This window comes from Mesoterricola sp. MK458 (assembly GCF_055384935.1).
In genome coordinates this window covers 929,971-952,455 of sequence record NZ_AP045075.1, presented here as the reverse complement: position 1 = coordinate 952,455, position 22,485 = coordinate 929,971, and the positions used below count along the sequence as shown (strand labels likewise).

Annotated in this window: 27 protein-coding genes and 1 tRNA gene; 13 read left to right on the top strand and 15 right to left on the bottom strand. The window is 69.5% G+C overall.

Annotated features, from left to right (window positions below):
* From ACZ5LB_RS04140 to ACZ5LB_RS04100, 9 genes are all read left to right on the top strand, one after another.
* Positions 1-2,226, top strand: a complete 2,226-nt coding sequence (locus tag ACZ5LB_RS04140) for a molybdopterin oxidoreductase family protein (RefSeq protein ID WP_464604858.1) — start codon at positions 1-3, stop codon at positions 2,224-2,226.
* A complete protein-coding gene (locus tag ACZ5LB_RS04135) occupies positions 2,226-2,807 on the top strand; it encodes a 4Fe-4S dicluster domain-containing protein (RefSeq protein ID WP_464604857.1) in 582 nt (193 codons plus the stop codon). Before ACZ5LB_RS04140 ends, ACZ5LB_RS04135 begins: the two co-directional genes overlap by 1 nt.
* Positions 2,807-3,319, top strand: coding sequence for a QcrA and Rieske domain-containing protein (locus ACZ5LB_RS04130; protein WP_464604856.1), 513 nt, complete (start codon positions 2,807-2,809; stop codon positions 3,317-3,319). Before ACZ5LB_RS04135 ends, ACZ5LB_RS04130 begins: the two co-directional genes overlap by 1 nt.
* Complete coding sequence (locus ACZ5LB_RS04125) at positions 3,316-3,522, top strand: DUF6755 family protein (protein WP_464604855.1); 207 nt, start codon at positions 3,316-3,318, stop codon at positions 3,520-3,522. Before ACZ5LB_RS04130 ends, ACZ5LB_RS04125 begins: the two co-directional genes overlap by 4 nt.
* 19 nt (positions 3,523-3,541) lie before the next feature.
* Entirely contained in the window at positions 3,542-5,032 is a 1,491-nt protein-coding gene (locus ACZ5LB_RS04120; RefSeq protein WP_464604854.1) for an MFS transporter, read from the top strand.
* Positions 5,033-5,103: 71 nt separating this feature from the next.
* Positions 5,104-7,209, top strand: coding sequence for a dephospho-CoA kinase (coaE, locus tag ACZ5LB_RS04115; RefSeq protein ID WP_464604853.1), 2,106 nt, complete (start codon positions 5,104-5,106; stop codon positions 7,207-7,209).
* A gap of 10 nt (positions 7,210-7,219) precedes the next feature.
* Positions 7,220-7,741: a macro domain-containing protein gene (locus ACZ5LB_RS04110; RefSeq protein ID WP_464604852.1), complete on the top strand. Its 522-nt coding sequence runs from the start codon at positions 7,220-7,222 to the stop codon at positions 7,739-7,741.
* Complete coding sequence (locus tag ACZ5LB_RS04105) at positions 7,741-9,123, top strand: TldD/PmbA family protein (protein WP_464604851.1); 1,383 nt, start codon at positions 7,741-7,743, stop codon at positions 9,121-9,123. Before ACZ5LB_RS04110 ends, ACZ5LB_RS04105 begins: the two co-directional genes overlap by 1 nt.
* A gap of 31 nt (positions 9,124-9,154) precedes the next feature.
* Positions 9,155-10,858: a phospho-sugar mutase gene (locus tag ACZ5LB_RS04100; protein ID WP_464604850.1), complete on the top strand. Its 1,704-nt coding sequence runs from the start codon at positions 9,155-9,157 to the stop codon at positions 10,856-10,858.
* A gap of 15 nt (positions 10,859-10,873) precedes the next feature.
* Here ACZ5LB_RS04100 and ACZ5LB_RS04095 read toward each other — a convergent pair whose 3' ends face one another.
* From ACZ5LB_RS04095 to ACZ5LB_RS04030, 14 genes are all read right to left on the bottom strand, one after another.
* Positions 10,874-11,290, bottom strand: a complete 417-nt coding sequence (locus ACZ5LB_RS04095) for an arsenate reductase ArsC (RefSeq protein WP_464604849.1) — start codon at positions 11,288-11,290, stop codon at positions 10,874-10,876.
* Positions 11,287-11,730, bottom strand: coding sequence for a rhodanese-like domain-containing protein (locus ACZ5LB_RS04090; protein ID WP_464604848.1), 444 nt, complete (start codon positions 11,728-11,730; stop codon positions 11,287-11,289). The genes ACZ5LB_RS04095 and ACZ5LB_RS04090 overlap by 4 nt, the downstream gene beginning before the upstream one ends.
* A gap of 10 nt (positions 11,731-11,740) precedes the next feature.
* Complete coding sequence (gene arsB, locus ACZ5LB_RS04085; RefSeq protein ID WP_464604847.1) at positions 11,741-12,817, bottom strand: ACR3 family arsenite efflux transporter; 1,077 nt, start codon at positions 12,815-12,817, stop codon at positions 11,741-11,743.
* A gap of 13 nt (positions 12,818-12,830) precedes the next feature.
* Entirely contained in the window at positions 12,831-13,667 is an 837-nt protein-coding gene (gene arsM, locus ACZ5LB_RS04080) for an arsenite methyltransferase (RefSeq protein WP_464604846.1), read from the bottom strand.
* 11 nt (positions 13,668-13,678) lie between these two features.
* A complete protein-coding gene (locus ACZ5LB_RS04075; RefSeq protein ID WP_464604845.1) occupies positions 13,679-14,002 on the bottom strand; it encodes an ArsR/SmtB family transcription factor in 324 nt (107 codons plus the stop codon).
* Between the two features lie 96 nt (positions 14,003-14,098).
* Positions 14,099-14,620 carry a hypothetical protein gene (locus ACZ5LB_RS04070; RefSeq protein ID WP_464604844.1) on the bottom strand — a complete coding sequence of 174 codons (522 nt, stop codon included), beginning with the start codon at positions 14,618-14,620 and terminating at the stop codon, positions 14,099-14,101.
* A 12-nt stretch (positions 14,621-14,632) separates the two neighbouring features.
* Positions 14,633-15,889, bottom strand: a complete 1,257-nt coding sequence (locus ACZ5LB_RS04065; RefSeq protein ID WP_464604843.1) for a hypothetical protein — start codon at positions 15,887-15,889, stop codon at positions 14,633-14,635.
* Between the two features lie 295 nt (positions 15,890-16,184).
* Complete coding sequence (locus ACZ5LB_RS04060) at positions 16,185-16,898, bottom strand: cytochrome c biogenesis CcdA family protein (protein ID WP_464604842.1); 714 nt, start codon at positions 16,896-16,898, stop codon at positions 16,185-16,187.
* On the bottom strand, positions 16,895-17,275 hold the full coding sequence (locus ACZ5LB_RS04055; RefSeq protein ID WP_464604841.1) for a TlpA family protein disulfide reductase: 381 nt from the start codon (positions 17,273-17,275) through the stop codon (positions 16,895-16,897). Before ACZ5LB_RS04055 ends, ACZ5LB_RS04060 begins: the two co-directional genes overlap by 4 nt.
* Positions 17,276-17,321: 46 nt before the next feature.
* The gene (locus ACZ5LB_RS04050; RefSeq protein ID WP_464604840.1) at positions 17,322-17,555 is read right to left on the bottom strand and encodes a thioredoxin family protein; all 234 of its coding nucleotides are present in this window, start codon (positions 17,553-17,555) and stop codon (positions 17,322-17,324) included.
* A 10-nt stretch (positions 17,556-17,565) separates the two neighbouring features.
* On the bottom strand, positions 17,566-18,639 hold the full coding sequence (locus tag ACZ5LB_RS04045; RefSeq protein WP_464604839.1) for a permease: 1,074 nt from the start codon (positions 18,637-18,639) through the stop codon (positions 17,566-17,568).
* On the bottom strand, positions 18,632-19,015 hold the full coding sequence (locus ACZ5LB_RS04040; RefSeq protein ID WP_464604838.1) for an ArsR/SmtB family transcription factor: 384 nt from the start codon (positions 19,013-19,015) through the stop codon (positions 18,632-18,634). Before ACZ5LB_RS04040 ends, ACZ5LB_RS04045 begins: the two co-directional genes overlap by 8 nt.
* A 135-nt stretch (positions 19,016-19,150) precedes the next feature.
* On the bottom strand, positions 19,151-19,720 hold the full coding sequence (locus ACZ5LB_RS04035; protein WP_464604837.1) for a DivIVA domain-containing protein: 570 nt from the start codon (positions 19,718-19,720) through the stop codon (positions 19,151-19,153).
* A gap of 8 nt (positions 19,721-19,728) precedes the next feature.
* Positions 19,729-19,983 carry a YggT family protein gene (locus ACZ5LB_RS04030; protein WP_464604836.1) on the bottom strand — a complete coding sequence of 85 codons (255 nt, stop codon included), beginning with the start codon at positions 19,981-19,983 and terminating at the stop codon, positions 19,729-19,731.
* An 89-nt stretch (positions 19,984-20,072) separates the two neighbouring features.
* Between ACZ5LB_RS04030 and bshA the strand changes: the two genes are divergently transcribed.
* The 4 genes from bshA to ACZ5LB_RS04010 all read left to right on the top strand — a co-directional run bounded on the left by bshA (position 20,073) and on the right by ACZ5LB_RS04010 (position 21,916).
* Positions 20,073-21,218, top strand: a complete 1,146-nt coding sequence (gene bshA, locus ACZ5LB_RS04025) for an N-acetyl-alpha-D-glucosaminyl L-malate synthase BshA (RefSeq protein WP_464604835.1) — start codon at positions 20,073-20,075, stop codon at positions 21,216-21,218.
* 12 nt (positions 21,219-21,230) lie between these two features.
* Positions 21,231-21,307, top strand: a tRNA-Met gene (locus ACZ5LB_RS04020).
* A gap of 110 nt (positions 21,308-21,417) precedes the next feature.
* On the top strand, positions 21,418-21,717 hold the full coding sequence (locus ACZ5LB_RS04015) for a nucleotidyltransferase family protein (protein WP_464604834.1): 300 nt from the start codon (positions 21,418-21,420) through the stop codon (positions 21,715-21,717).
* On the top strand, positions 21,707-21,916 hold the full coding sequence (locus ACZ5LB_RS04010) for a HepT-like ribonuclease domain-containing protein (RefSeq protein ID WP_464604833.1): 210 nt from the start codon (positions 21,707-21,709) through the stop codon (positions 21,914-21,916). The genes ACZ5LB_RS04015 and ACZ5LB_RS04010 overlap by 11 nt, the downstream gene beginning before the upstream one ends.
* 14 nt (positions 21,917-21,930) lie before the next feature.
* Here ACZ5LB_RS04010 and ACZ5LB_RS04005 read toward each other — a convergent pair whose 3' ends face one another.
* Positions 21,931-22,422, bottom strand: a complete 492-nt coding sequence (locus tag ACZ5LB_RS04005; RefSeq protein ID WP_464604832.1) for a DUF4405 domain-containing protein — start codon at positions 22,420-22,422, stop codon at positions 21,931-21,933.
* Between the last annotated feature and the right edge of the window lie 63 nt (positions 22,423-22,485).

The window sequence follows — 22,485 nt, the reverse complement described above, 5'->3', positions numbered from 1 at the left end:
ATGGCCCACCTGCCCACCGACCCCAGCCTCCTGCGCGACGCCTTCGGCCCCCACCTCAACACCGCCCCTCCCGGCGGCTGGGACGCGGACCTGCGCCCCGAGAAGACCGTGACCACCCACTGCTGCTTCTGCGGCCAGCAGTGCGGCATCAAGCTCAAGGTCGCCGGCAACAAGGTGGTGGGCTTCGACCCCTGGGAGGAGTTCCCCTTCAACAAGGGCAAGCTCTGCCCCAAGGGCGTCAAGCGCTACCTGCAGGGGAGCCACCCCGACCGGCTCCTGCACGCCATGAAGCGCACGGCTTCCGGCTTCGAGCCCATGGGCTGGGACGAGGCCATGGAGCGCACCGTGGCCGAGATCACCCGCATCCAGGACACCTATGGCAAGGACGCCTTCGCCATGCTCAGCGGGGTGAGCCTCACCAACGAGAAGAGCTACCTGGCCGGGAAGTTCGCGCGCCTGGGCCTGGGCACCCGGAACCTGGACTACAACGGCCGCCTTTGCATGGTGAGCGCCGGGGCCGGCAACAAGAAGGCCTTCGGCGTGGACCGCGCGGCCAATTCGTGGGAGGACATCCCGCTGGCCGACGTGATCTGGGTCTCGGGCGCCAACGTGGCCGAGTGCGCCCCCATCACCACCGACTACATCTGGCGGGCCCGGGACCGCGGGGCCAAGCTCATCGTGGTGGACCCCCGCATCACCCCCCTGGCCCGCACCGCCGACCTGGCCCTGCCCCTCAAGCCGGGGTCCGATTCCGCCCTCACCAACGGCATCCTCCACCTCCTGGACAAATGGGACCTGGTGGACCGCGACTTCGTGCGGGACCACACCAGCGGGTTCGACCAGGCCCTGGAAGCCGCCCGGGAATGCACCCCTGAGTGGACCAGCGCCATGACGGGACTCCCCGTGGCCGCCATCGAGAAGGCCGCGCGCATGTGGGGCGAGGCCCGCACGAGCTTCCTGCTCCACGCCCGGGGCATCGAGCACCAGACCAAGGGCGTGGAAAACGTCAACTCCTGCATCAACATCGTCCTGGCCACGGGCCGCATCGGCCGCCCCGGGTGCGGCTACGCCACCATCACGGGCCAGGGCAACGGCCAGGGCGGGCGCGAGCACGGCCACAAGTGCGACCAGCTCCCGGGCAACCGGGACATCGAGAACCCCCAGCACCGGGCCCACATCTGCTCGGTGTGGGGCTGCACGGACGAGGAGCTCCCGGGCAAGGGCCTCAGCGCCCAGGAGATCATGAACGAGATCCACGCCGGCGCCATCAAGGGCCTCCTGTGCCTGTGCTTCAACCCCGTGGTGAGCCTGCCGGACTCCACCTTCACCCGCGAGGCCCTGGAGAAGCTGGAGTTCTTCGTCTCGCTGGACTTCTTCCTGTCCGAAACCGCGCAGCACGCCGACATCGTCTTCCCCTCGGCCCTGCACGAGGAGGACGAAGGCACCACCACCAGCGCCGAAGGCCGGGTCATCCGCATCCGCAAGGCCGTGGAGCCCCCGGGGGAGGCCCGCACGGACTGGGAGATCATGGTGGAGCTGGCGCGCCGCCTGGGCCAGGGAAGGTTCTTCGACCACTTCACCTCCCCCGAGGCGATCTTCCAGGAGCTGCGCCGGGCCTCCGCGGGCGGCACCGCCGACTACGCCGGCATCACCTACGCCCGGATCGAGCAGGAGATGGGCATCTTCTGGCCCTGCCCCACCGAGGACCACCCCGGCACGCCGCGGCTCTTCGAGGGCGGGCGGTTCTTCCACCCCGACGGCCGGGCCCGGTTCATCCCCACGCCCTGGCGGCCCCCCATGGAGGTGGTGGATGCCGACTACCCGGTGTGGCTCACCACGGGCCGGGTGGTCTTCCACTACCTTTCGGGCACCCAGACCCGGCGCATCGGGTTCCTGGTGGAGCAGTGCCCCCACCCCTACGTGGAGATCCACCCGCGGCTGGCCGCGACCCTGGGCATCGGGGAGGGCAGCGCCGTCTCCGTCGCCACCCGCCGGGGCGAGCTGGTGCTGCCGGCCAAGCTCGTCACCACCATCCGCCCCGACACCGTCTTCATCCCCTACCATTGGCCCGGGAGCCTGGGGGCCAACCGCCTCACGGCCCGCCACCTCGACCCCGTGAGCCGCATTCCCGAGTTCAAGGTGAGCGCCTGCCGCGTCACGCGCACCACCCCCGACCGTTTCCCGCCCGAGCTCCTGGAGCTCATGGCCCTCGTGAAGGGGGCGTGATGGTCAGCGAGGAATTCGGCTTCTTCATCGACCCCCAGCGCTGCATCGGCTGCCGGTCCTGCGTGGCGGCCTGCGCGGAGTGCGGCACCCACCGCGGGCATTCCATGATCCACCTGGACGAGATGGACCGCATGGCCTCCACCCAGACGGGGCCCACCGTGTGCATGCACTGCGAGGATCCCATCTGCGCCATGTCCTGCCCCGCCGACGCCATCAAGCGCACCGAGGACGGGGTGGTGCACGCCAGCCAGAAGCCCCGGTGCGTGGCGTGCCAGAACTGCGAGATGAGCTGCCCCTTCGGCGTGCCCATCGTGCTGCCCGGGCTGGAGCAGATGCTCAAGTGCGACCTCTGCTACGACCGGTCCTCCGTGGGCCTCAAGCCCATGTGCGCCACCGTGTGCCCCAGCCAGGCCCTGCTCTTCGTCCCCCGCCACGAGGTGGCGGCCATGCGCGGCTCCAAGCCCCTGCGGGACTTCCAGATCGGCGCCCTCCGGATCCGCACCCGCAACGCGATCATGGTGCCCGACCCCGAAATCCCCCTGAACCTGGACGCGTCGATCCTCATGGAAGGAGGCCTCTGATGCCCGGCTGGAAGTCCCTTTTCCCCGTGGACCTGGCCGAGGAGGGGCGGCTCTCCAGGCGGGAGTTCGCGCGGTTCCTGGCCCTGGTGAGCGCCGGATTCACCGGCGGCATCGGCTACCTGGGCCTGCGCAGGAAGCCCCTGGACGGCGCCCCCGCCGCGCCGGCCGACGCCCCCCGGGAGCTGCGCCTCTGCCGCGCCGAGGACGTGGCCCCGGGCAACAGCCACCTGTTCACGTACCGCGACGCGCAGGACCGCTGCATCCTCGTGCGCACCGCCGGGGACCAGTGGCGCGCCTACCGCCAGACCTGCACTCACCTGGGCTGCGCCGTGCGCTGGGACGGAAAGGGCCTGGAGTGCCCCTGCCACAACGGCCGCTTCGAGGTGGAGCAGGGCTTCCCCACCGCGGGCCCACCGACCCGGCCGCTGTCGCGGCTGCGGGTGGAACTGCGCGACGGCGACGTCTGGATCGTGGGGGACCTGCCTAAACCCGGAGAAGGGGGGCTGGCATGAAGCGGTCCGTGTTCACGGGCGCCGCGCTGGCCGTGGTGCTGCTGATCGTGCTGATCCAGGCCTACCTTTTCGAGACCGTGCTGGGCGCGGTCCTGGATGGGGAGCGGGGGATGCTGGGCGGAGCCTTCGCCGTATCCCTCGTCCTGACCGCCGTGGCCCTGGTCCTGGCCTTCAAGGCCAAGGACCTGGACAACCCGGAATGACCCTCACCCTGGAGCCCGCATGACCCCGATCACCTCGTGGAACCCCGAGGACCCCGCCGCCTGGGAGTCCGGCCAGAAGGCCGTCGCCTGGCGCAACCTCGCCGTCTCCGTCCCGGCCCTCCTGGTGGCCTTCTCCGTGTGGATGTTCTGGTCCATCCTGGCGGTGCGCATGCGGGACGCCGGCTTCCCCTTCACCCCGGCCCAGCTCTTCACCCTCATCAGCATCGCCGGGCTCGCGGGGGCCACCCTGCGCATCCCCAGCGCGTTCCTGGTGCCGCTGGCCGGCGGCAGGAACACCGTCGCCGTCACCACCGCCCTGCTGATCGTCCCGGCCCTGGGGGCCGGGCTGGCCCTGCGGGACACCCAGACGCCCTTTTCCACCTTCGCCGTCCTGGCGACGCTCTCGGGCATCGGCGGAGGCAACTTCGCCTCCAGCATGGCCAACGTCCCCGCCTTCTTCCCCAAGCGCCTCGCGGGCACGGCCCTGGGCCTCAACGGCGGCCTGGGGAACCTGGGCGTGAGCGTCATGCAGGTGGTGATCCCCGCCGTCATCGGCGTGGGGCTCTTCGGGTCCCTGGGCGGCAAGGCGCCCCTCTACCTGGCCAACGGGGCCCTGGTGTGGGTGCCCCTTCTCGTTCTCCTCTCCGTGCTGGCCTGGGTGTTCATGGACAACCTGCCCGGCCAGGACGCCGAGCCTCTGGGGCCCGCGGTGCTGAGGATCCTCGGCCTGCACGCCCTGGGGCTGGCGGTGTCGGCGGCCGGCGTGGCGCTGCTGGTGACCTTCCGGCTGGGCCTGGCGGCGCAGATGGGGGTGCTGCTGGGCACCATCCTGGCCTCCCTGGGCCTGCTCAAGCTCATCCCCGGCCGCGTGAGCGAGCGGCTCGCCGCGCAGTTCGCGCTGTTCGGCAAACCCGACACCTGGGGCCTCACGGTGCTCTACCTGGGCACCTTCGGCAGCTTCATCGGCTTCAGCGGGGCCCTGCCCCTGCTCATCAACGTGGTCTTCGGGCGCCTTCCCGACGGCATGGTGAACCCCCACGCGCCCCGGGCCATGGCCTACGCCTGGCTGGGGCCCCTGGTGGGCAGCCTCTTCCGGCCCGTGGGGGGCTGGCTCGCGGACCGGTGGAAGGGCAGCCACGTGGCCCAGCTCAGCTTCGTGCTCATGGGCATCGGCGCCCTGGGCGTGGCGCACTTCGTGGTGCGGGCGCAGGGCGCGCCGGCCCCCCAGGTGTTCTTCCCGCCCTTCCTGGGCCTGTTCCTGCTGCTCTTCGTGGCCACGGGCCTGGGCAACGGGGCGGTGTTCCAGATGGCGCCCCAGGTCACGGCCCCGGGCATGGCCGCGCCCACGGTGGGCTGGATCTCGGCCGTGGCGGCCTACGGCAGCTTCCTGGTTCCTGCCATTTTCAAGATCCAGGTGGACGCGGGTTCGCCCCAGCGCGCCCTGTACCTGTTCACCGCCTTCTACGCGGCCTGCGTCATTCTCAACGCCTGGAGATACGCAAGGAGGTAGGAAATGGGCATAATGGCAGGCACCCCCGGGACGTAGGCCGTCCGGGGCCCAGAGATGCCCGGAGCCCTGCCATGACAACCCTCAACAAGCGCCTGGTGGAGGCCCCCTACCCCGTCGTGGGCCTCACGGGGGGCATCGCCGCCGGCAAGACCTACGCATCCAGGCGCCTGAAGGTTCTGGGCTGGGAGATCATCAACGCCGACCAGGTGGCGCGCGAGGTGGTGGAGCCCGGCACCCCGGGCTTGGCCGCCCTGGTGCAGGCCTTCGGCGACGGCATCCTCTCGGACGCGGGCACCCTGGACCGGGAGAAGATGGCCGGCCTGGTGTTCTCCGAACCCGCCAGCCGGGAGCGCCTGGAGGCCATCCTCCACCCCCTCATCGAGACCCGCCTGGCCGACAAGCTCCGCGCGCTGCCCGCCGACGTCAAGGGCGTGGTGCTGGACGCCGCCCTCTGGGTCGAGCGGGGCCAGGCCCACATCTTCGACGCGCTGTGGGTGGTGGACGCCCCGGAGGAGATCCGCCTCAAGCGCCTGATGGAGCGGGACGGCCTCGACACCGCCCGGGCCATGGACCGCATCTACGCCCAGAGCGCGGGCGCCGAGAAGCTGCTGCACGCCGACCAGGTCTTCCACAACGACGGCCGCGACCTGGACGAGTCCCTGCACAAGGCCGAGGAGGCCCTCCTGGCCCACTGGAAGACCGCCCGGAGCCGCAAGTGGCACCCGCCCATGAAGGCCCCCTTCGACGCCGGGCAGCTGCGCGAGACCCTGGCGGCCCTGCTCAGCCGCGGGGGCGACTATGGCGAGATCTTCGTGGAGCACCGCCGCGCCTGCGGCCTGGGCATGGACGACGGCCGCATGGAGGACGTGGCCGCCGGCGAGACCTTCGGGGTGGGCCTCCGGCTCATGGACGGGGAGACCACGCGGTTCGCCGACCTCATCGCCCCCACCGCCGAGGAGCTCCTGGACGCCGCCCACACCCTGGCCGCCCCCGGCACGGGTCCGGCGGCCGCCATCCCGGAACTGGCGCCCCAGCTCCTGCCCAAGCCCAGCCCCATCGAGCGGGAGCCGGCCGCCGTGCCCCTGCCCGAGAAGGTCGACCTGGTGCGCCGGGCCGAGTACCTCGCCCGGCGCCGCGCGGAAGCCCTGCGCCCCGGCGCCCTGCGCCAGGTGGCGGTGGGATACGGCGACAGCACCCAGAGCGTCTGGATCGCCTCCGCCGAGCGCGTGGACGGCACCTGGACCGCCACCCTCACCGAGGACCGGCGCATCCAGAGCGTCCTGCGCGTGAACGTCACCGCGGGGTCCGGCGACCTGCTTCAGACCGGGTACCAGGCCCTGGGCCAGACCCGGGGGTTCGAGCTCTTCCATTCCCAGGAGGTGGAGCGCACGGTGCACGAGGCGGTGCGCCTGGCCATCCAGGCCCTGGACGCCCAGCCCGCCCCGGCGGGCACCTTCCCCGTGATCCTCTCCTCCAGCGCCGGGGGCACCATGATCCACGAGGCCTGCGGCCACGGCCTCGAGGCCGACCTGGCCCTGGCCGGGGTGAGCGCGTTCTCGGGCAAGCTGGGCCAGAAGGTGGCCTCCGATTGCGTCACGATCATCGACGACGGCACCCTGCCCCACAAGCGCGGGTCCTCGGCCTGCGACGACGAGGGCCGCGCGGCCCAGCGGGTCGTGCTCATCGAGAACGGCGTGCTCAAGTCCTACCTGCAGTCCCGCAAGACCGCGCGCCGCATGGGCGCCGAGCCCACCGGCAACGGCCGGCGCGAGAGCTACCGCCACATCCCCATCCCCCGCATGCGGAACACCTTCCTCGCCCCCGGCCAGGAGGACCCCGCCGACATCCTCCGGGACCTGGACCGGGGCCTCCTCGTCAAGCACATGGGCGGAGGCCAGGTGGACACCGTCACCGGCAACTTCGTCTTCCAGGTCACCGAGGGCTACTGGGTGGAGGGCGGCGTCGTCAAGCACCCCGTGCGCAACGCCACCCTCACGGGCTGCGGGCCCGCGGTGCTCAAGGAGATCACCCGCATCGGGCGGGACCTGAACCACTTCGACATCGGCACCTGCGGCAAGGACGGCCAGGGCGTGCCCGTTTCCGACGCCCTGCCCACCATCCTCTGCCCCGCCCTGGTGGTGGGCGGAACCGCGGAACCCCTTCCCAGCGTCATCTAGGAGCCTGTCCATGGTCTCGCGTCTGAAGCTCCAGCTGGGCGACATCACCGCCATGGACACGGAGGCGGTGGTGAACTCCACCGACCCGACGCTCGCCGCCGGGGGGCCGGTTCACGTGGCCATCCACCGCGCCGCGGGCCCCGGCCTGGAGGCGGAGTGCCTGGGCGTGGGCGATTGCCCTCCGGGCGAAGCGCGCCTCACCGGCGGCCACAACCTGGCGTCCCCCTTCGTCATCCACACCGTCGCCCCCATCTGGCAGGGCGGCGGCCATTCCGAGGCCGCCGTGCTCGCATCCTGCTACGTGAGCGCCCTCGAGCTGGCCAGGTCCCGGGGCATCCGCTCCGTGGCCTTCCCCAGCATCGGTTCGGGCATCGAGCCCCAGATCCCCCTGGACGTGGCCGCCCCCGTGGCCGTGAAGGCCATCCTGACGTTCCTGGACGCCAACGCGGTTCCCGAGCAGGTCTTCCTGGTGTGCTTCAACGCGAAGACATACCAGGCCCACCAGAAAGCCCTCAAAGAGGCCCTACCCTGATGTCCGACACGACGCTGTTCCAGACCTTCATTTCAGAAACCCTCGAGGAGCGGCTCCAGGCCGGGATCCGTTCGGCCCTGGCGCTGGGCGCCGAAGGCGCCGAGGCCTTCGTGAGCGTTTCCCGCTCCCGGCGCGCCAAGGTCCAGAACGGCGCCCTGGAGGACCTCACCACCAGCAAGCGCGGCGGCCTGGGGGTGCGCGTCCTGCGGTCCGGGGCCAAGGGCATGCGCACCGGCATCGCCACCACCACCGACCTGGGCCGGGCCGACTTCACCGAGCTGTTCGCCCAGGCCTGGGAGCTCTCCGCCCTGGGCGACGAGGACCCCTGGATCCGCCAGGCCTGCCCCTCGGGCGTGGACGACCTGCCCTCCCGCCACGACCCCCGCGGCTCGGCCCTCACCCCTGAGGAGCGCATCCACCGCGCCCTGGAGCTGGAAGCCCACGCCCGCAGGGCCTCCTCCAAGGTCGTCGCCGTGCGCGACGCCTCCTGGGCCGACGGAGACGGCGCCTCCCTGCTCCTCACCCAGCGCGGGGTGCGGGCCTTCGACCTGGGCTCGTCCTGCTCGGCGGCCATCGAACTGGCCGTGGAGGAGCGCGGCGACCGTCAGGCCTCCTGGCACTGGGACATGGGCCGGCATCCCGGGGCCGTGGACCTGGCCGCCATCGGCGCCGAGGCCGCCCGCAAGGGGGAGCGCAAGCTCAACCCGGCCCAGATGGACGCCGGGCGCTTCAACGTCGTCCTCCACCCCGAAGTGACCGTGGACATCCTGGGCATCGTCGCAGGGATGCTCTCGGCCGAGGCCGTGCTCAAGGGCCGCAGCCTGTTCGCTGGCCGGCTCGGAGAGGCCATCGCCTCCCCCCTGCTCACCCTGGTGGACGACGGCAGGCTGCCCGGGGGCCTGGGGTCCGAGCCCTGGGACGGGGAGGGCCTGCCCACCCGGCGCAACGTCCTCATCGAAAAGGGCGTCCTGGGCACCTACCTCCACACCCTCAAGACCGCCGCCGAGATGGGCGTGACCCCCACCGGCACCGCCGGCCGGGGCACGGGCAGCAACCCCGGGGTCTCCACCTTCAACCTGTTCCCGGAGGCCGGGGACACCGCGCCCGACGAACTCCACCGCATGGCCGGGGAGGGGGTGCTCATCACCGAGCTCATGGGCCTGCACACCGTGGACCCGGTGTCCGGCGACCTCAGCGTGGGCGCCTCGGGCATCCGGATCCGCGGAGGGCAGCTGGCCGAGAGCGTGGACCGCATGACCTTCGCGGGCAACCTGCGGGACTTCCTCACGCGCATCGCGGCGGTGGGCAACGATCTCCACTGGTACGGAAGCAGCGCCGGCGTGTCCCTCCTGCTCTCGGACATGAGCCTTGGCGGGGCGTGATAAGGTAGTCGGAGCCTAACGAGAGGATTCGATGTCCACGACCGCCGCACGCCAATACCTCGCCTTTCCCCACCTGGAGGCCGAACTCAGGGCCGAGCTCGAACCCCTGGTCCAGGCCGCCGAAAAGGGCGACGCCGCGGCCCAGGTGGAAGTGAACGACCGGTTCTTCGAGCCCCTGGCCTTCGGCACCGGCGGCCTGCGGGGCATCATGGCCGCCGGCCTCCGCCGCATGAACAAGCCCAACGTCCGCCGCACCACCCTGGCCCTCGCCCAGGTGGCCAAGGCCCGGGCCCCCCAGGCCCGCACCGCCCTGGTGGGCTTCGACACCCGCCTGCAGTCCGATGTCTTCGCGCGGGAAGCCGCGCGGGTGCTGGCCGCGGCCGGGTACCAGGTGTACCTGGGCAGCCGCCCCCTGCCCACCCCCTTCCTGTGCTACGCCATGCGCAAGCTGGGCACCGCCTGCGGCATCATCATCACCGCTTCGCACAACCCCAAGGAATACAACGGCTACAAGGCCTATGACGACAAGGGCGCCCAGGTTGTGAGCCCCTGGGACACCGAGGTGGAAGCCGCCATGGCCCAGTTCCCCCTGGTGCCCGAGCCGCCCCCCGCCGAGGGCGACGCCCGCATCGTGCCCATCCCCGCCGAATTGGAGGAGGGCTACCTTTCCCTGGGCCTCGAGCTCATGACCCGCCCCGCCGGGTTCAAGCCCGCCAAGGTCCTCTACACCCCCTTCCACGGCACCGGCATCGCCTTCGTGCCCGAGCTCTTCAAGCGCGCCGGGCTCCCCCTGGACATCTGCGCCTCCCAGGCCGTGCAGGACGGCACCTTCCCCACCGCCCCCCGGCCCAACCCCGAGGAGATCGCCGCCTACAAGGCCCCCCTGGCCGATGCCGCCCGGCTCGGGGCCGACGTCATCCTCGCCAACGACCCCGACGCCGACCGCATCGGCCTCGTGGCGCCCCGCAACGGCACCTGGGAGCTCATGAGCGGCAACGACCTGGCCGCCCTCACCCTGGACTACCTCTGCACCCTCAAGGGCCTCAAGGGCGTCATGGTCACCACGGTCGTCACCTCCGACCTGCTGGCCGAGGTGGCCCGCCGCCACGGCCTCGAGGTCATGTGGACCCTCACCGGCTTCAAGAACATCGCCCTGTGCATGGACATCCTCGGGCGCAACGGCGAGACCTACGCCTACAGCGCCGAGGAGTCCTTCGGCATGCAGCTCAGCGACCAGATGCGCGACAAGGACGGCGTCCTGGCCGCCCTGGTGGTGGCCGAGATGGTGGGCCACTACAAGACCCTGGGCATGGGCCCCTACGAGGCCGTGGAGGCCCTCAAGGCCCGCGTGGGCATGTTCCACAACCGCCTCGTGAACCTGGAGGATCCCCGCCCCGGCGGCGCCGTGCGCTTCGCCGAGGCCATGACCCGCATCCGCCAGGCCGGCCTCACCGTCTTCGGCGGCGAGAAGGTCGTCTCCTGGGAGGACCTCCAGGCCGGCCAGTGGCACGCCGGGGACAAGGTCGAACCCATCCTCGACCGCCCCGACAACCGCGCCAAGGCCCGTCCCATGGACCCCTCCAACGTCCTCAAGTTCCGCCTGGAATCCGGCGCCTTCGCCGCCTTCCGCCCCAGCGGCACGGAGCCCAAGCTCAAGGTCTACCTCCAGAGCCGCACCGACGCGGCCCTGCTGGACCGCATGGAGACCGAGGCCCGGGCGCTGCTGGGACTCTAGAGGATCACAGGACCGTCAGAACCGCTCGGCCTTGAGCCGCTCCAGCCGGCTCTGGATCGCGTCCCGGCCCGCCCGGAACCGCTCCAGCAGCTGGTCCCGGGTCAAGCCCGGGTCCTCGCTGGCCGGGTCGGGAATGGGCCAATGGAGCTTCTCGGCGCCTCCCAGGAAAAGGGGGCAGACCTCCTCGGCGCAGAGGGTGATGACCAGGTCCACGGTGGCGGGGTCGATGCCCTGGACCGGCTTGGAGACCTGCCCGGTGGCGTCGATGCCCTGCTCCGCCAGGACCTCCACGGCGTAGGGGTTCACCCGGCCGGGGCGGCTACCGGCGCTCTGGATCCGGACCCCTGGGAACAGGCGCCGGGCCAGGCCCTCGGCCATCTGGGAGCGGGCGCTGTTGGCCACGCACAGGAACAGGATGCTCGTCGGGGTCATGGGTGCTCCGGGTCGGGCGTCGGGCGGGCGGGCCGGTCCTTCCGGGAGCGCATGACGCAGGCGCATTCCCCCTGGAGGATGGTTTCGGGGTCGGTCACCAGGGGCAGGCCGGCCTGGTCCCAGGCCAGCATTCCGCCGTTCAGGCATGCGACGTCCTGGAAACCGGCCGCCCCGAGGACGCCCGCCGCGCCCCGGGTATAGACGCCCGAGGAATCCGCGAGGATCAGGAGACGGTTCCGGGGGAGTTCCGGGAGCCGCTCCGGCAGGTCCGTGTGGGGGATGTGCCGGATGTCTGGAACGGCGAAGGCCTTCATCTCGATCAGGTAGTCGCTGCGAAGGTCCACCAGGAGCGCGCCCTCCCGGAGGGCCTCCAGGGCCTCCCCCGGGGCCAGGAACCGGATCCCCTGGACCACCATGCCCGGACGGTGGGATTCCTCCATTGCGGTCCTCCTACTTGCAGCACCCGGCGTCCGCGACGGTCTCCGGACCTCCCTGGAACCAGCGGCCTTTCAACCGCTGGGCCACCCCCACCAGGCCGATGAGGACCGGCACCTCCACCAGGGGCCCGATGACCGCGGCGAAGGCGGCGCCGTGGCTGATCCCGAAGGTGGCCACGGCCACGGCGATGGCCAGTTCGAAGTTGTTGGAAGCGGCGGTGAAGCTCAGGGTGGCGCTCTGGGGATAGTCGGCGCCGGCCTTCTTCGACAGCCAGAAGCTGGCCATGAACATCAGGACGAAGTAGATGAGCAGCGGCACCGCGATGCGCAGCACGTCCAGGGGCAGCCTGACGATGGTCTCGCCCTTGAGGCTGAACATCACGATGATGGTGAACAGGAGGGCCACCAGCGTGAGCGGCCCGATCCGGGGCACGAACACCCGGTGGTACCAGTCCAGGCCCTTGATGCGCCCCAGGATGAACCGGGTGAGGAAGCCCGCGATGAAGGGGATGCCCAGGTAGATGAAGACACTCTGGGCGATCTGGCCGATGGTGATGGCCACCACCGCCCCCTGGAGGCCCAGCCGGGCCGGGAGCACCGTGGCGAAGAACCACGCGTACACGCTGAAGAAGAGCACCTGGAAGATGGAATTGAAGGCCACCAGCCCCGCGCAGTATTCCGTGTCGCCCTTGGCCAGGTCGTTCCAGACGATGACCATGGCGATGCAGCGGGCCAGGCCGATGAGGATGAGGCCCAGCATGTACTCGGGCCGGTCGCGCAGGAACAGCACCGCCAGGCCGAACATGAGCAGAGGTCCGATCACCCAGTTCTGCAGGAGCGAAAGGCCCAGCACCCGCTTGTTGCGGAACACCCGGTGCAGTTCCTCGTACTTCACCTTGGCCAGGGGCGGGTACATCATCAGGATCAGCCCCGCCGCCAGCGGCACGGAGGTGGTGCCCACGTTCCAGGCGTTGATGGCCCGGTTGAAGCCCGGAACGGCGAAGCCCAGGAGCACCCCCAGGCCCATGGCCAGGAAGATCCACAGGGTCAGGTAGCGGTCCAGGAAGGAAAGGCGCCGGCTGTCGGTCATGGGGATCCTCGGTTCAGGCGGGTTTGCGGGCGGAGATGATCAGGCTGGCGATGAAGTCCGAAGGGCGGGTGCCCGCGGGAAGCAGGTCCAGCAGGTGCGCGGTCATGGGGTCGTCGGCGGGCAGCATGGCCTCCACGTTGCCGTCCTTGGCCTGGAGGTCCAGGTCCACCAGCCCCGCCGCGGCGATCATGCGCACCAGGTCCTCGCGCAGGGCGGCGCCGGCGATGCAGCCCACCAGGGCCTCCACGCTCCCGCGCACCGCCTCGGGCAGGGGCCGGAGCAGGACCATGTCGGAAATGGAGACCCGGCCGCCGGGCTTGAGGACCCGGGCGATCTCCTTCCAGACCGTGGCCTGGTCGGGGCTCAGGTTCAGCACGCAATTGGACAGGACCACGTCCACCGAGGCGTCGGGCAGCGGCAGGGCCTCGATCTGGCCCTGGTGGAACGCCACGTTGTCCAGCCCCGTGCGTTCACGGAAGGTCACGGCGTTGCGGCGGGCCTTCTCCAGCATCTCGGGGGTCATGTCCACGCCGATGGCGCGGCCTCCAGGGCCCACCCGCTGCGCGGCCAGGAACACGTCCAGCCCCGCCCCGCTGCCCAGGTCCAGCACCGTCTCGCCGGGCTTCAGCGCCGCCAGCGCCGTGGGGTTGCCGCAGGAAAGGCCCAGGTTGGCCCCTTCCGGCAGGGTGGCCAGCTCCGCGTCGGAATAGCCCACGCCCTGGGCCACCTGGTCCGCGCGGCCGCCTCCACAGCAGGAGGACTGGGGCCCGCAGCAGCCGCCGCCCTGGGCGGCGATGCGGCCGTAGGCCTTGCGCACGAAGGTGTGGGTGGGATGGCTGGAGGTGGCCATGGGTGCTCCTTTCAGGGACAGCAGGAGTCCCGGCGGCCGGAACCGCAGCAGTCCTCCCACAGGTAGTCCGTGAGGGTCCGGAGGTGGTCGAAGCGCGCCGCGTACCGGATCGTCGTGCCCTGGCGGGCGGATTTCAGGAGCCCGGCCCGGGTCAGTTCCGAGAGATGGTGGCTGAGGGTGGACCCCGGCACCGCGAGCCGCGCCTGGATCTCCCCCACCGGCGTGCCCTCCACCGGCCCCTGGACAACGAGCCGGATGATGGAGAGGCGCGTGGCGTGCCCGAGCGCCTTCAGGCGCAGGACCTGGAGCTCGAGGGCGGTGCCGGGGGTGTCCATGGCCGTAATTCTATACTTCTAGAAATTATGTTCAATACCCACATTCAGCGGAGCCCCGCGTCTCCGCCCTGGTGGCGGGAGGTCGCTCGGACCGACCTAGCGCACAACCGCAGGCGTGGACGGGGCACCCGCCGGAACAAGGCCTTTTTCCAGGAGATCCAGGAGCTTGCAGTATTCCTCCGGCGCGACGTCGTGCTGCACGCCGGCGAGTGTCGCCAGTCCCCCCGTTTCCTTGACCCCATAACGGTAAATTTCAGAGGAGCGGCCTGTGAGCAGGAGCCTGAGTTGGCACCGGCCCCGGCCCAGGGGCGTCACCAGCAGGGTGCCGTCCTGGATGATGCTGGCCTCACGCTGTTCCCGGTCCTGCCACTGCTGCCGGAAGGCCACCATCCCGAGATTCCTGTCGGCGCAAAGGACCAGGTGGCCCTGGTCAAGGAGGATCTCCAGGACCTTTGGGAAAATAGCCTCCGAATCCACGGCCACCGTTCGTACCCGGTGGGCGGCGAGCCGGGTGACCTCCTCCCGGGGAAGGACCGGCGCAGAATGGATTCCAACCACGGGAAGGGACCCGCAGCCTGCCATGACCAGGCAAGGAAGCACGGCGAGCAACGGCTTCATGGGCCCTCCTTCCTACTTCAGGTAGGTGAACAGGAAGCTTCCGTACAGCGTATCGGTGTAGACGGCGATATGGGTCGGCCCGCGCCAGTCACTGCCCGGCTGGGGCACCGAGAGCTCCGCGTGGGCAGATTCCCTGACCGTGCGTGAGGTCGAGATTTCATCGGTCCACGTCCAGGATTTGTTTGCCGAGATGCCTAGCATGCTCGTCAAACCGGCGCCCATGGCAGCGGAAACCGAGTAGCTGCTCACCGTTGAGGTGCCCTTCGTCTCAAGCCCCTCGTTGAGGACCATGAGCGAAGAGGTGTGCACCGCACCAGACGCGGGGCTGTAGTCCACGGAGCGAAGGTTCGTCAGGCTGAACCTGTTTGGGTCGGGCACGAAGGTGTTGCCCGTGAAATCCGAGCCAATGGCGTGATAGGGGTTCTGCTTGACGATGGCATGGAAGTCCGAATCGGTTCCGGGCCCCGTCAAGGCGCCGCCCCCAGGCCATTCCCGCTTCAGTCGCGCCAGCAGGTGTTCGTTGGTGATCGGTTCCTTGCCAAGGAGCTGGGCGACGGTCAGATGGACGATGTTGGCTCCGACGGTGGCCGAAACGGGATCGCCCGGATGGTTCATGAGCCGCCACGAAGCTTCTTTGGAGGACGTGAAGGACAATTCCACGGCGGGGTTCAGCCAGATCTCCAGGATGTCCTGGTCGTGGTTGATGCCTTCGGAGGTGCCGGTCCAACGGTTCTGCGTCGAGAGGTTGTTGCTCATCGTGATTGAGCGGGAATCCGTTGTGCTGGTGGACCAACCAGCGCCCAAGGTGGTGAAATTCCTTTGGTCGCCTCCTACCAGACTGGCCGAAAGGTTGAAGGCGCCCGCAAACGTTTGGCTGATGGAGGAAGTGGTTCCCACCCCGGCCCCCTTCCCGTAGCTGACCGTACCCCCGATGCCGGGAGGCGCATAGATGACGGAGAGGACTTTGTATTTGGGATAGGCCTGGCTCCGGATGGTGATCTTCCCTTTGCCCCCGTTCTCGGTGCTCAGGTAGATGGGCGCGCCGTCCAAGGCCTGGACGCGGTTCAGATCCGTGTATTCCAGGGCGCCGCCCGCCTGTGGGATCATGCCGACGCCGTTGATCGCGATCATCCGCCGGTTGGCTGAACTGGTCCCGGGAAACCCGTGGCGGACGCCCTCGGGGTCCACCCAGGTCCAGTTGGACCAGGTGTGTCCGACCAGGATGGAATCCTTCCCGTCCTGCAGCAGGGGGTGGGTCGGGGTGGCCACCTGGGTCGCCGTCGGAGGCGCCCAGACCTGGGAACACAGGGGCGCGGAACTCGCCGCGAGGAGGATGGCTCCGGAACAGGTCAGGCTTCTTGAGAGAGGTGTCATGGCGCCTTCCCGCGCTTCGTGACCAGGCAAACCGGAGGCCACCACCCCGGGCACCTCGCCCGCGGCCGGCGACGTCCTTCTGCGCGGGCCAACGTCACCCTCCAATGCGAACCGGGACGCCAAGGTTCCGGGGCACCAGAGCGCCGTCTCCCGAATGAAACGGCCGATTCCACGCGGACTAGGGAAGGTTTCAGCGCCCCTGGAACCCGTTCCAGGCCAACCGGAGCACCCACAACGCACATCCCCCGAGGAGCGCGCCCATGGCCCGGGGCAACCAACGGCCCAGCACCGCGGAGAAGCGGCTCTGGGCATAGCGGCTGGCCCAGCCCGAGGAAGCCCCGGCCAGGAACAGGAGGAGCACGTGCCCCAGGGCATAGGCGAATAGAAGGACCCCGCCCCACAGGACCTTCCCCTGGAACGCCACCAGGGTGAGCACGGCCGCCAGGGCGGGCGTGGCGCAGGGGGCCGACAGGGTTCCCGTCAGACCTCCCAGCGCGAAGGCGCCCAGGAGGCCCGCCCCCTGGAAACGCCGGAGGCTGGCCTGGGACGGGCCCGGCAAGGTCAGGACGCCCAGGAGGTGGAGGGCCACGGCCAGGAGGACGAGACCCAGCAGGGCCTTCCAGCCCCAGCCCACGTCCCCCAGCAGTGATCCGGTGAGGGCCGCCACCAGGCCCAGGGCGGTGAAGGCGGCGGCCAGTCCCAGCACGAAGACCCCCGACAGCACCATGGGATGGTGCCGCCCCTCCCGGGTGCCCCCCGTGAACCCCACCACCAGGGGCGCGGCCACCAGCACGCAGGGGTTCGCCGAGGTCATCAGCCCCCCCAGGAAGACCAGACCGAGCTGCTGGTAGGCCGGGGCCTGGGCGACCGCATCGGCCAGGCGCTCGATGAGGCCCACCGTCATTTCAGGCCGGCCTTGGCGAGCCCGGCCAGGAAGTCCCCCTTCTCCCAGAACCCGATGTGCCGCGCCACCTCCTTGCCGGAGGGGTCGAACACCACCTGGGTGGGCATGGCCATGATCTTGTGCGCCTTGGCCTCCCGGGGATGCTCGGTCACGTAGAAATTGCGCACCTGGGCCCGGTTCCCGAAATGCTGCTGGAGGTCCGCCAGGATGGGCTGCATCTTCTTGCAGGGGATGCAGGTGGGTCCGCCGAATTCCACGACGGTCCAGGTGCCCGCCCCCAGGATCCGGGTCAGGCCCGCCGGGTCCAGGGCGGGCACCTGGGCGGCGAGGGCCGCCGAGGCGGCCAGGATGAGGGCGCCGAGGCGCGGCAGGGTCATGGGACCTCCAATGGGCTAAGGATGGGCGGGGCGGGAAGGTGCCAGGTCAGCCCTGGAGCAGGGCGAGGATTTCCGCGGAGGAGACCACCTTGCCCTGGAACCGCAGCTGGCCGTCGACGGCCAGGGCCGGGGTGCTGAGAATCCCCCGGGCGGCCATGGCCGCGTAGTCGGAAACCTTGACCACCTGGTGATCGCCGCCCGCCTGTTCCACGGCGGCCTTGGCGTGCTTGAGGAGGGTTTCGCACTTGGCGCACCCGGGACCGAAGACTTCGATGAGCATGCGTGTCTCCTTATAGAAGCGCGTTGAAGAGATAGCCCACCAGGCAGATGCCCAGGGCCACCACACCCACGAAGGCGCCGATCAGGCGGGGGCGCAGGACCCGGCGGAGGATCACCATTTCGGGGAGGGACAGGCCGATGACGGCCATCATGAAGGCCAGGGTCGAACCCAGGGCCGCGCCCTTGCCCAGGAGGGCTTCCACGATGGGCATCACCCCGGCCGCGTTGGAATAGAGGGGAACGCCGATCAGCACGGCCAGGGGCACGCTGTACCACGACTGCCGGCCCAGCAGGCCCGCCATGAAGGCCTCGGGCACGAACCCGTGGATGAAGGCACCCACCGTGATGCCCACCAGGATGTAGGGCCAGACCTTGCCCACGATGTCCCGCACGCCCTGGACGGCCTCGGCGATGCGGCCCGCCAGGTCGAGGCGTTCCTCCCCGGCCTCGCCCAGGGCCGGCGCGGCCAGCGCGTCCTGGACCCAGCCCTCCAGGTGGCGTTCCATGCGCAGGCGCCCCAGCACCAGGCCCGCGGCGAACGCGATGGCCACGCCGGTCCCCGCGTAGAGCAGGGCGGTCTTCCACCCGAACATGGCGAACAGCATGCCCAGGGCCACCTCGTTGACCATGGGCGCGGCCACCAGGAAGCTGAAGGTCACGCCCAGGGGAACCCCCGCCCGGAGAAAGCCGATGAAGAGCGGCACGGCCGAGCATGAGCAGAAGGGGGTGACAATGCCGAACAGCGACGCCATGGCGTTGCCTAGGCCCGCGTTGCGCCTGGAAAGCGCGTCCCGCACCCGGGACGGGCTCACGAAGGTCTGGAGGAAGGTGACCACGAAGACCACAAGGGTCAGCAGGAGCAGGACCTTGGGAGTGTCGTACAGGAAGAAGGCCACCGCCTCGCCCAGATGCGAGCCGGGCGTCAGCCCGAAAAGGCGGAAGGCGGTCCAGTCCGCCAGGGGGTGGATGACGCGGTAGGCCAGGACCCACGCGGCCAGGGCCGGGAGCACCCAGCCCCCGCGGCGGAAGGCACCGGTCTTGGGGGATGCGGTCTTGGGGTCAGCGCAGCACGGGGCCTCAGGCACGGGACGCCTCCCCGGCCACGGTGAGGTGCTTCCGGCACACCTCCTGCACGGGGATCCCCTTGACCTCGGCGATCCGCGCGCGGTCCCGGGCGGTTTCCGGGAGCGCCTCCACCTCCGCCAGCAGGCTCGCCAGCAGGGGTGCCGGAGGCTCCGGGAGGGAAACGTAGACCCACCGCCCTTCCCTGCGCTCGGCCACGAACCCCGCCCGGCGCAGCTCCCGCAGGGCCTCCGACACCGAGGAGGCCGGCACCGCGAGCGCCTCGGCCACCTGGCACACACAGAGCTCCCCCGGCGCCAGCACCCCGATCACCCGCATCCGCAGGGGGTGGGAGGCCGCCTTCAGCCGTTCCACCAGCGCTTTGAGATCGTCCGTCATGCCCGCATCCTTTCCGGACCGCCCCGAACAGGGGGGCCCGCAAAGGCTATTGTAGTCATTTCGGAAATTTCCGAAATATTAATTTATCCACGCCGCGACTCTTCCCTGCAGGCGGCCGTTCCATGCGGCTGGGGATCAGACCCCGTCGTTCCCGAAGCCGGCCTTGCCGGTGCGGGCGGGGTTCTGCCCCGTGAGCTGGTCGATGCGGGCCGCGTCCCGTTCGTCGAGCCTGCGGGTGGGCTCCGCGGGCGGGAAGATCTCCGGCGCCTCCTCCTGGAGGAACCGCCGCGTGCGGGCCAGGAGCGAATCCATATCCTGGAGGAAGCGCACCCGCTCCAGCTTCAGCCCGCGGATGGCGGACTCCATCTCCTGGGACTTGGCCGTGGCGTCCCGCAGGAGCTCGTCGGCCTTGAAGTCGGCCTCGCGGAGGATGAGCGCCTTCTCCCGGTTCACGGCGTCCAGGATCTCCTCCTTGGTGCGCTGGGCGTTGAGCAGCGTCTCCCGGAAGATCCGGTCCTGGTCCTGGTACTGCTTCAGGTGCTCACGCAGGTCCAGGATCTCGGTGCGCAGACGGGAATTCTCCATCTGCAGTTCCTCCCATTCCCCGGCCACCTCCAGGAGGAAGGCCCGAACCTCCCCTTCCTCCAGGCCCCGGAACCCCTTCTCGAATTCCCGGCGTTGGATGTCCAAGGGCGTGAATTTCATGGGCGCTCCTAGGAGAGGACACTTTTCTGCAGCAGGGCCTGCAACGCGTACAGGATCAGGATGGCCACCATCGGGCTGAAATCCATTCCCATGGAGGACGGCAGCACGGTCCGGATGGGGTGCAGGACCGGATCCACGATGCCGTGCAGGAGGCGCACGATCGGGTTCCGGGGATCCGGCTGGATCCAGGACAGGATGCTCGTGATGAAGATGAGCATGATGAGCAGGAGAATGAGTTTGTCGGCCACGAGCACAAGGAACATAGGGTGGGGGACCTTTCCCAGCCATGATAGTCGGAACCGGGCCCGGCGTCCCCTTGGACAATTGGGGAGAACTGAAGTACAACCGTGGGATGCGAATCGGAATCTCCTGCTACTCGACGTTCGGCGGTTCCGGGGTGGTGGCCACGGAAGTGGGGAAGGCCCTGGCCGCCCGGGGCCACGAGGTCCATCTCCTCAGCCCGACGCCCCCGCCCCGGCTGCTGGGTTTCGAGGACAAGATCCTCTTCCATGAGGTGACGGCCAGCTCCTACCCCCTCTTCGAGGCGGCCCCCTACTCCATCGCCCTGGCCTCCAAGATGGCCGACGTGGCCGAGCACCATGGCCTGCAGATCATGCATGCCCACTACGCCATCCCCCACGCCTCCGCCGCCCTCCTGGCGCGCATGGCCCTGGAGGGCCGGCTCAAGGTGGTCACCACCCTCCACGGCACCGACATCACCGTGGTGGGCTCGGATCCCAGCTACCTTTCCATGGTGAGGCTCGCCATCCGTGAGAGCGACGCCGTGACCTCCGTGTCGGAGTTCCTCCGGGACGAGACCTACCGCACCTTCAAGGTGGACCGCCCCATCGACGTGATCCCCAACTTCGTCTCGGCCCCCCGGGACCCCAACCAGGGCTGCCGCAAGTGGCTGGCCCCCGCCGGCGCCTCCATCCTCACCCACATCTCCAACTTCCGCCCCGTCAAGCGCGTCATGGACGTCATGAAGACCTTCGAGCGGGTCCTGCGGGAGCAGCCCAGCTTCCTGGTCATGGTGGGCGACGGCCCCGACCGGGCCGAGGCCGAGGCCTACGCCCGCGACCACGGCTTCACCGACCACGTGCGCTTCACCGGCAAGCAGCTGGACATCGACGCCGTTCTCGCCTGCACGGACGTCTTCCTTCTCCCCAGCGCCACCGAGAGCTTCGGCCTGGCCGCCCTGGAGGCCATGGCCCACAAGGTCCCGGTCATCGCCAGCCGCGTCGGCGGCCTCCCCGAGGTGGTCCGCCACGGCGTGGACGGCTACCTGGAGCCCCTGGGCGACGTGGACGCCATGGCCGAGGACGCCCTCACCCTCCTGCGCGACCCCGTCCTGCGCCGGAAGATGGGCCTTTCCGCCCAGACCCGCGCCCTGGAGACCTTCGAGGAAAAACCCATCGTCGACCAGTACGAGCAGGTCTACGAAAGGGTTCTCGCCACCCCGAAATCCACCGTGGATTTCGGAGCGGGATCACGCTAGACTAGCTCCTTCGGCTGGGTAGCTCAGGTGGTTAGAGCGAGGGTCTCATAATCCCTAGGTCGACAGTTCGAGTCTGTCTCCAGCCACCACCAAAGACGCCCCGGGAGCTTGCGCTCCCGGGGCGTTCCGCGTTCCAACCCGGTGGAGGGGGTTTTACCGGCTCGCGCCTGCGGGATACTAGCGGTGGGGGACCCTTCCCATGCGGCTCGACGACGCGATGACCATCCTGAAGGCGGCCCTGCCCGCTCTGCGGGAGCGTTATTCCGTCAAGGACATCGCCATTTTCGGTTCCGTGGCGCGGGGGGAGGAGGCCCCGGGAAGCGACATCGATCTGCTCGTCGAATTCGAGCCGGGCAAGACCGGGGGCTACTTCAAGTTCTTCACCCTGCAGCAGGACCTGGAGGGCCGCCTCCGGATGAAGGTCGACCTGGTAACCCCCGATGCCCTCAAAGCACAGCTTCGCGAGCGCATCCTGGCGGAAGCCGTTCATGCGGCGTGACTGGCGCCTTCGCATCGAGGACATCCTGGAATCCCTGGCCAGGATCGAACGCTATCTGGACGGGATGACCTACGAACAGTTCGCGCAGGATGAACGAACCCGGGATGCCGTGATCTGGAATTTCGGAATCATCGGCGAGGCCGCAAACCATGTCCCCGAGGGGGTTCTACCGGCTCGCGCTTGTGGGATCTGCCCTTGAGCTTCGTCTTCCCCTCAGCCGTTGTGGGGGAAGACCAGGTCCAGGACGAGGATGGGATCCCGATGACTGGCCTGGGCGATCTGACGCACGGTGGCATTTTCCCCAAACGTGAAACCCTGGGCACGAAGTTTCGCCTTCAGATCCTCCTCCGTTTGGTGGGTGATTCCTGCCAGCGTGTGGAGATCCAGTTCCAACAACACTCCCATCGTCTGCCCCGCGACCCGATGGGGGTTACCACCCCTGTCCCCCGCCGGCAGGAGCCCCACCCCGGCCACAAGGCAACAGAGCAACGTGAACCCCGCCACGGCCGGCTTACTCAGGTGATTGAGGGTCGGCCTCCAGTTGATCGCGCCATGGAGGATGCTCCCGATCACGAAGAGGATGCTTGACCACTGGTGGATGGGGTTCACGAGGCCCCGGACATGGAAGAGGAGGCAAAGGCCCGAGAAGGTCACCACCACGAAGCTTCCGATGGTCAGGGGGGTTGCTATGCTGCGCAGCGTCATGGTGTTCTCCGGGGGGAATACGTCCCGGAATTCATGGTCAGATCTTTCCTGACCCTTTCTGGG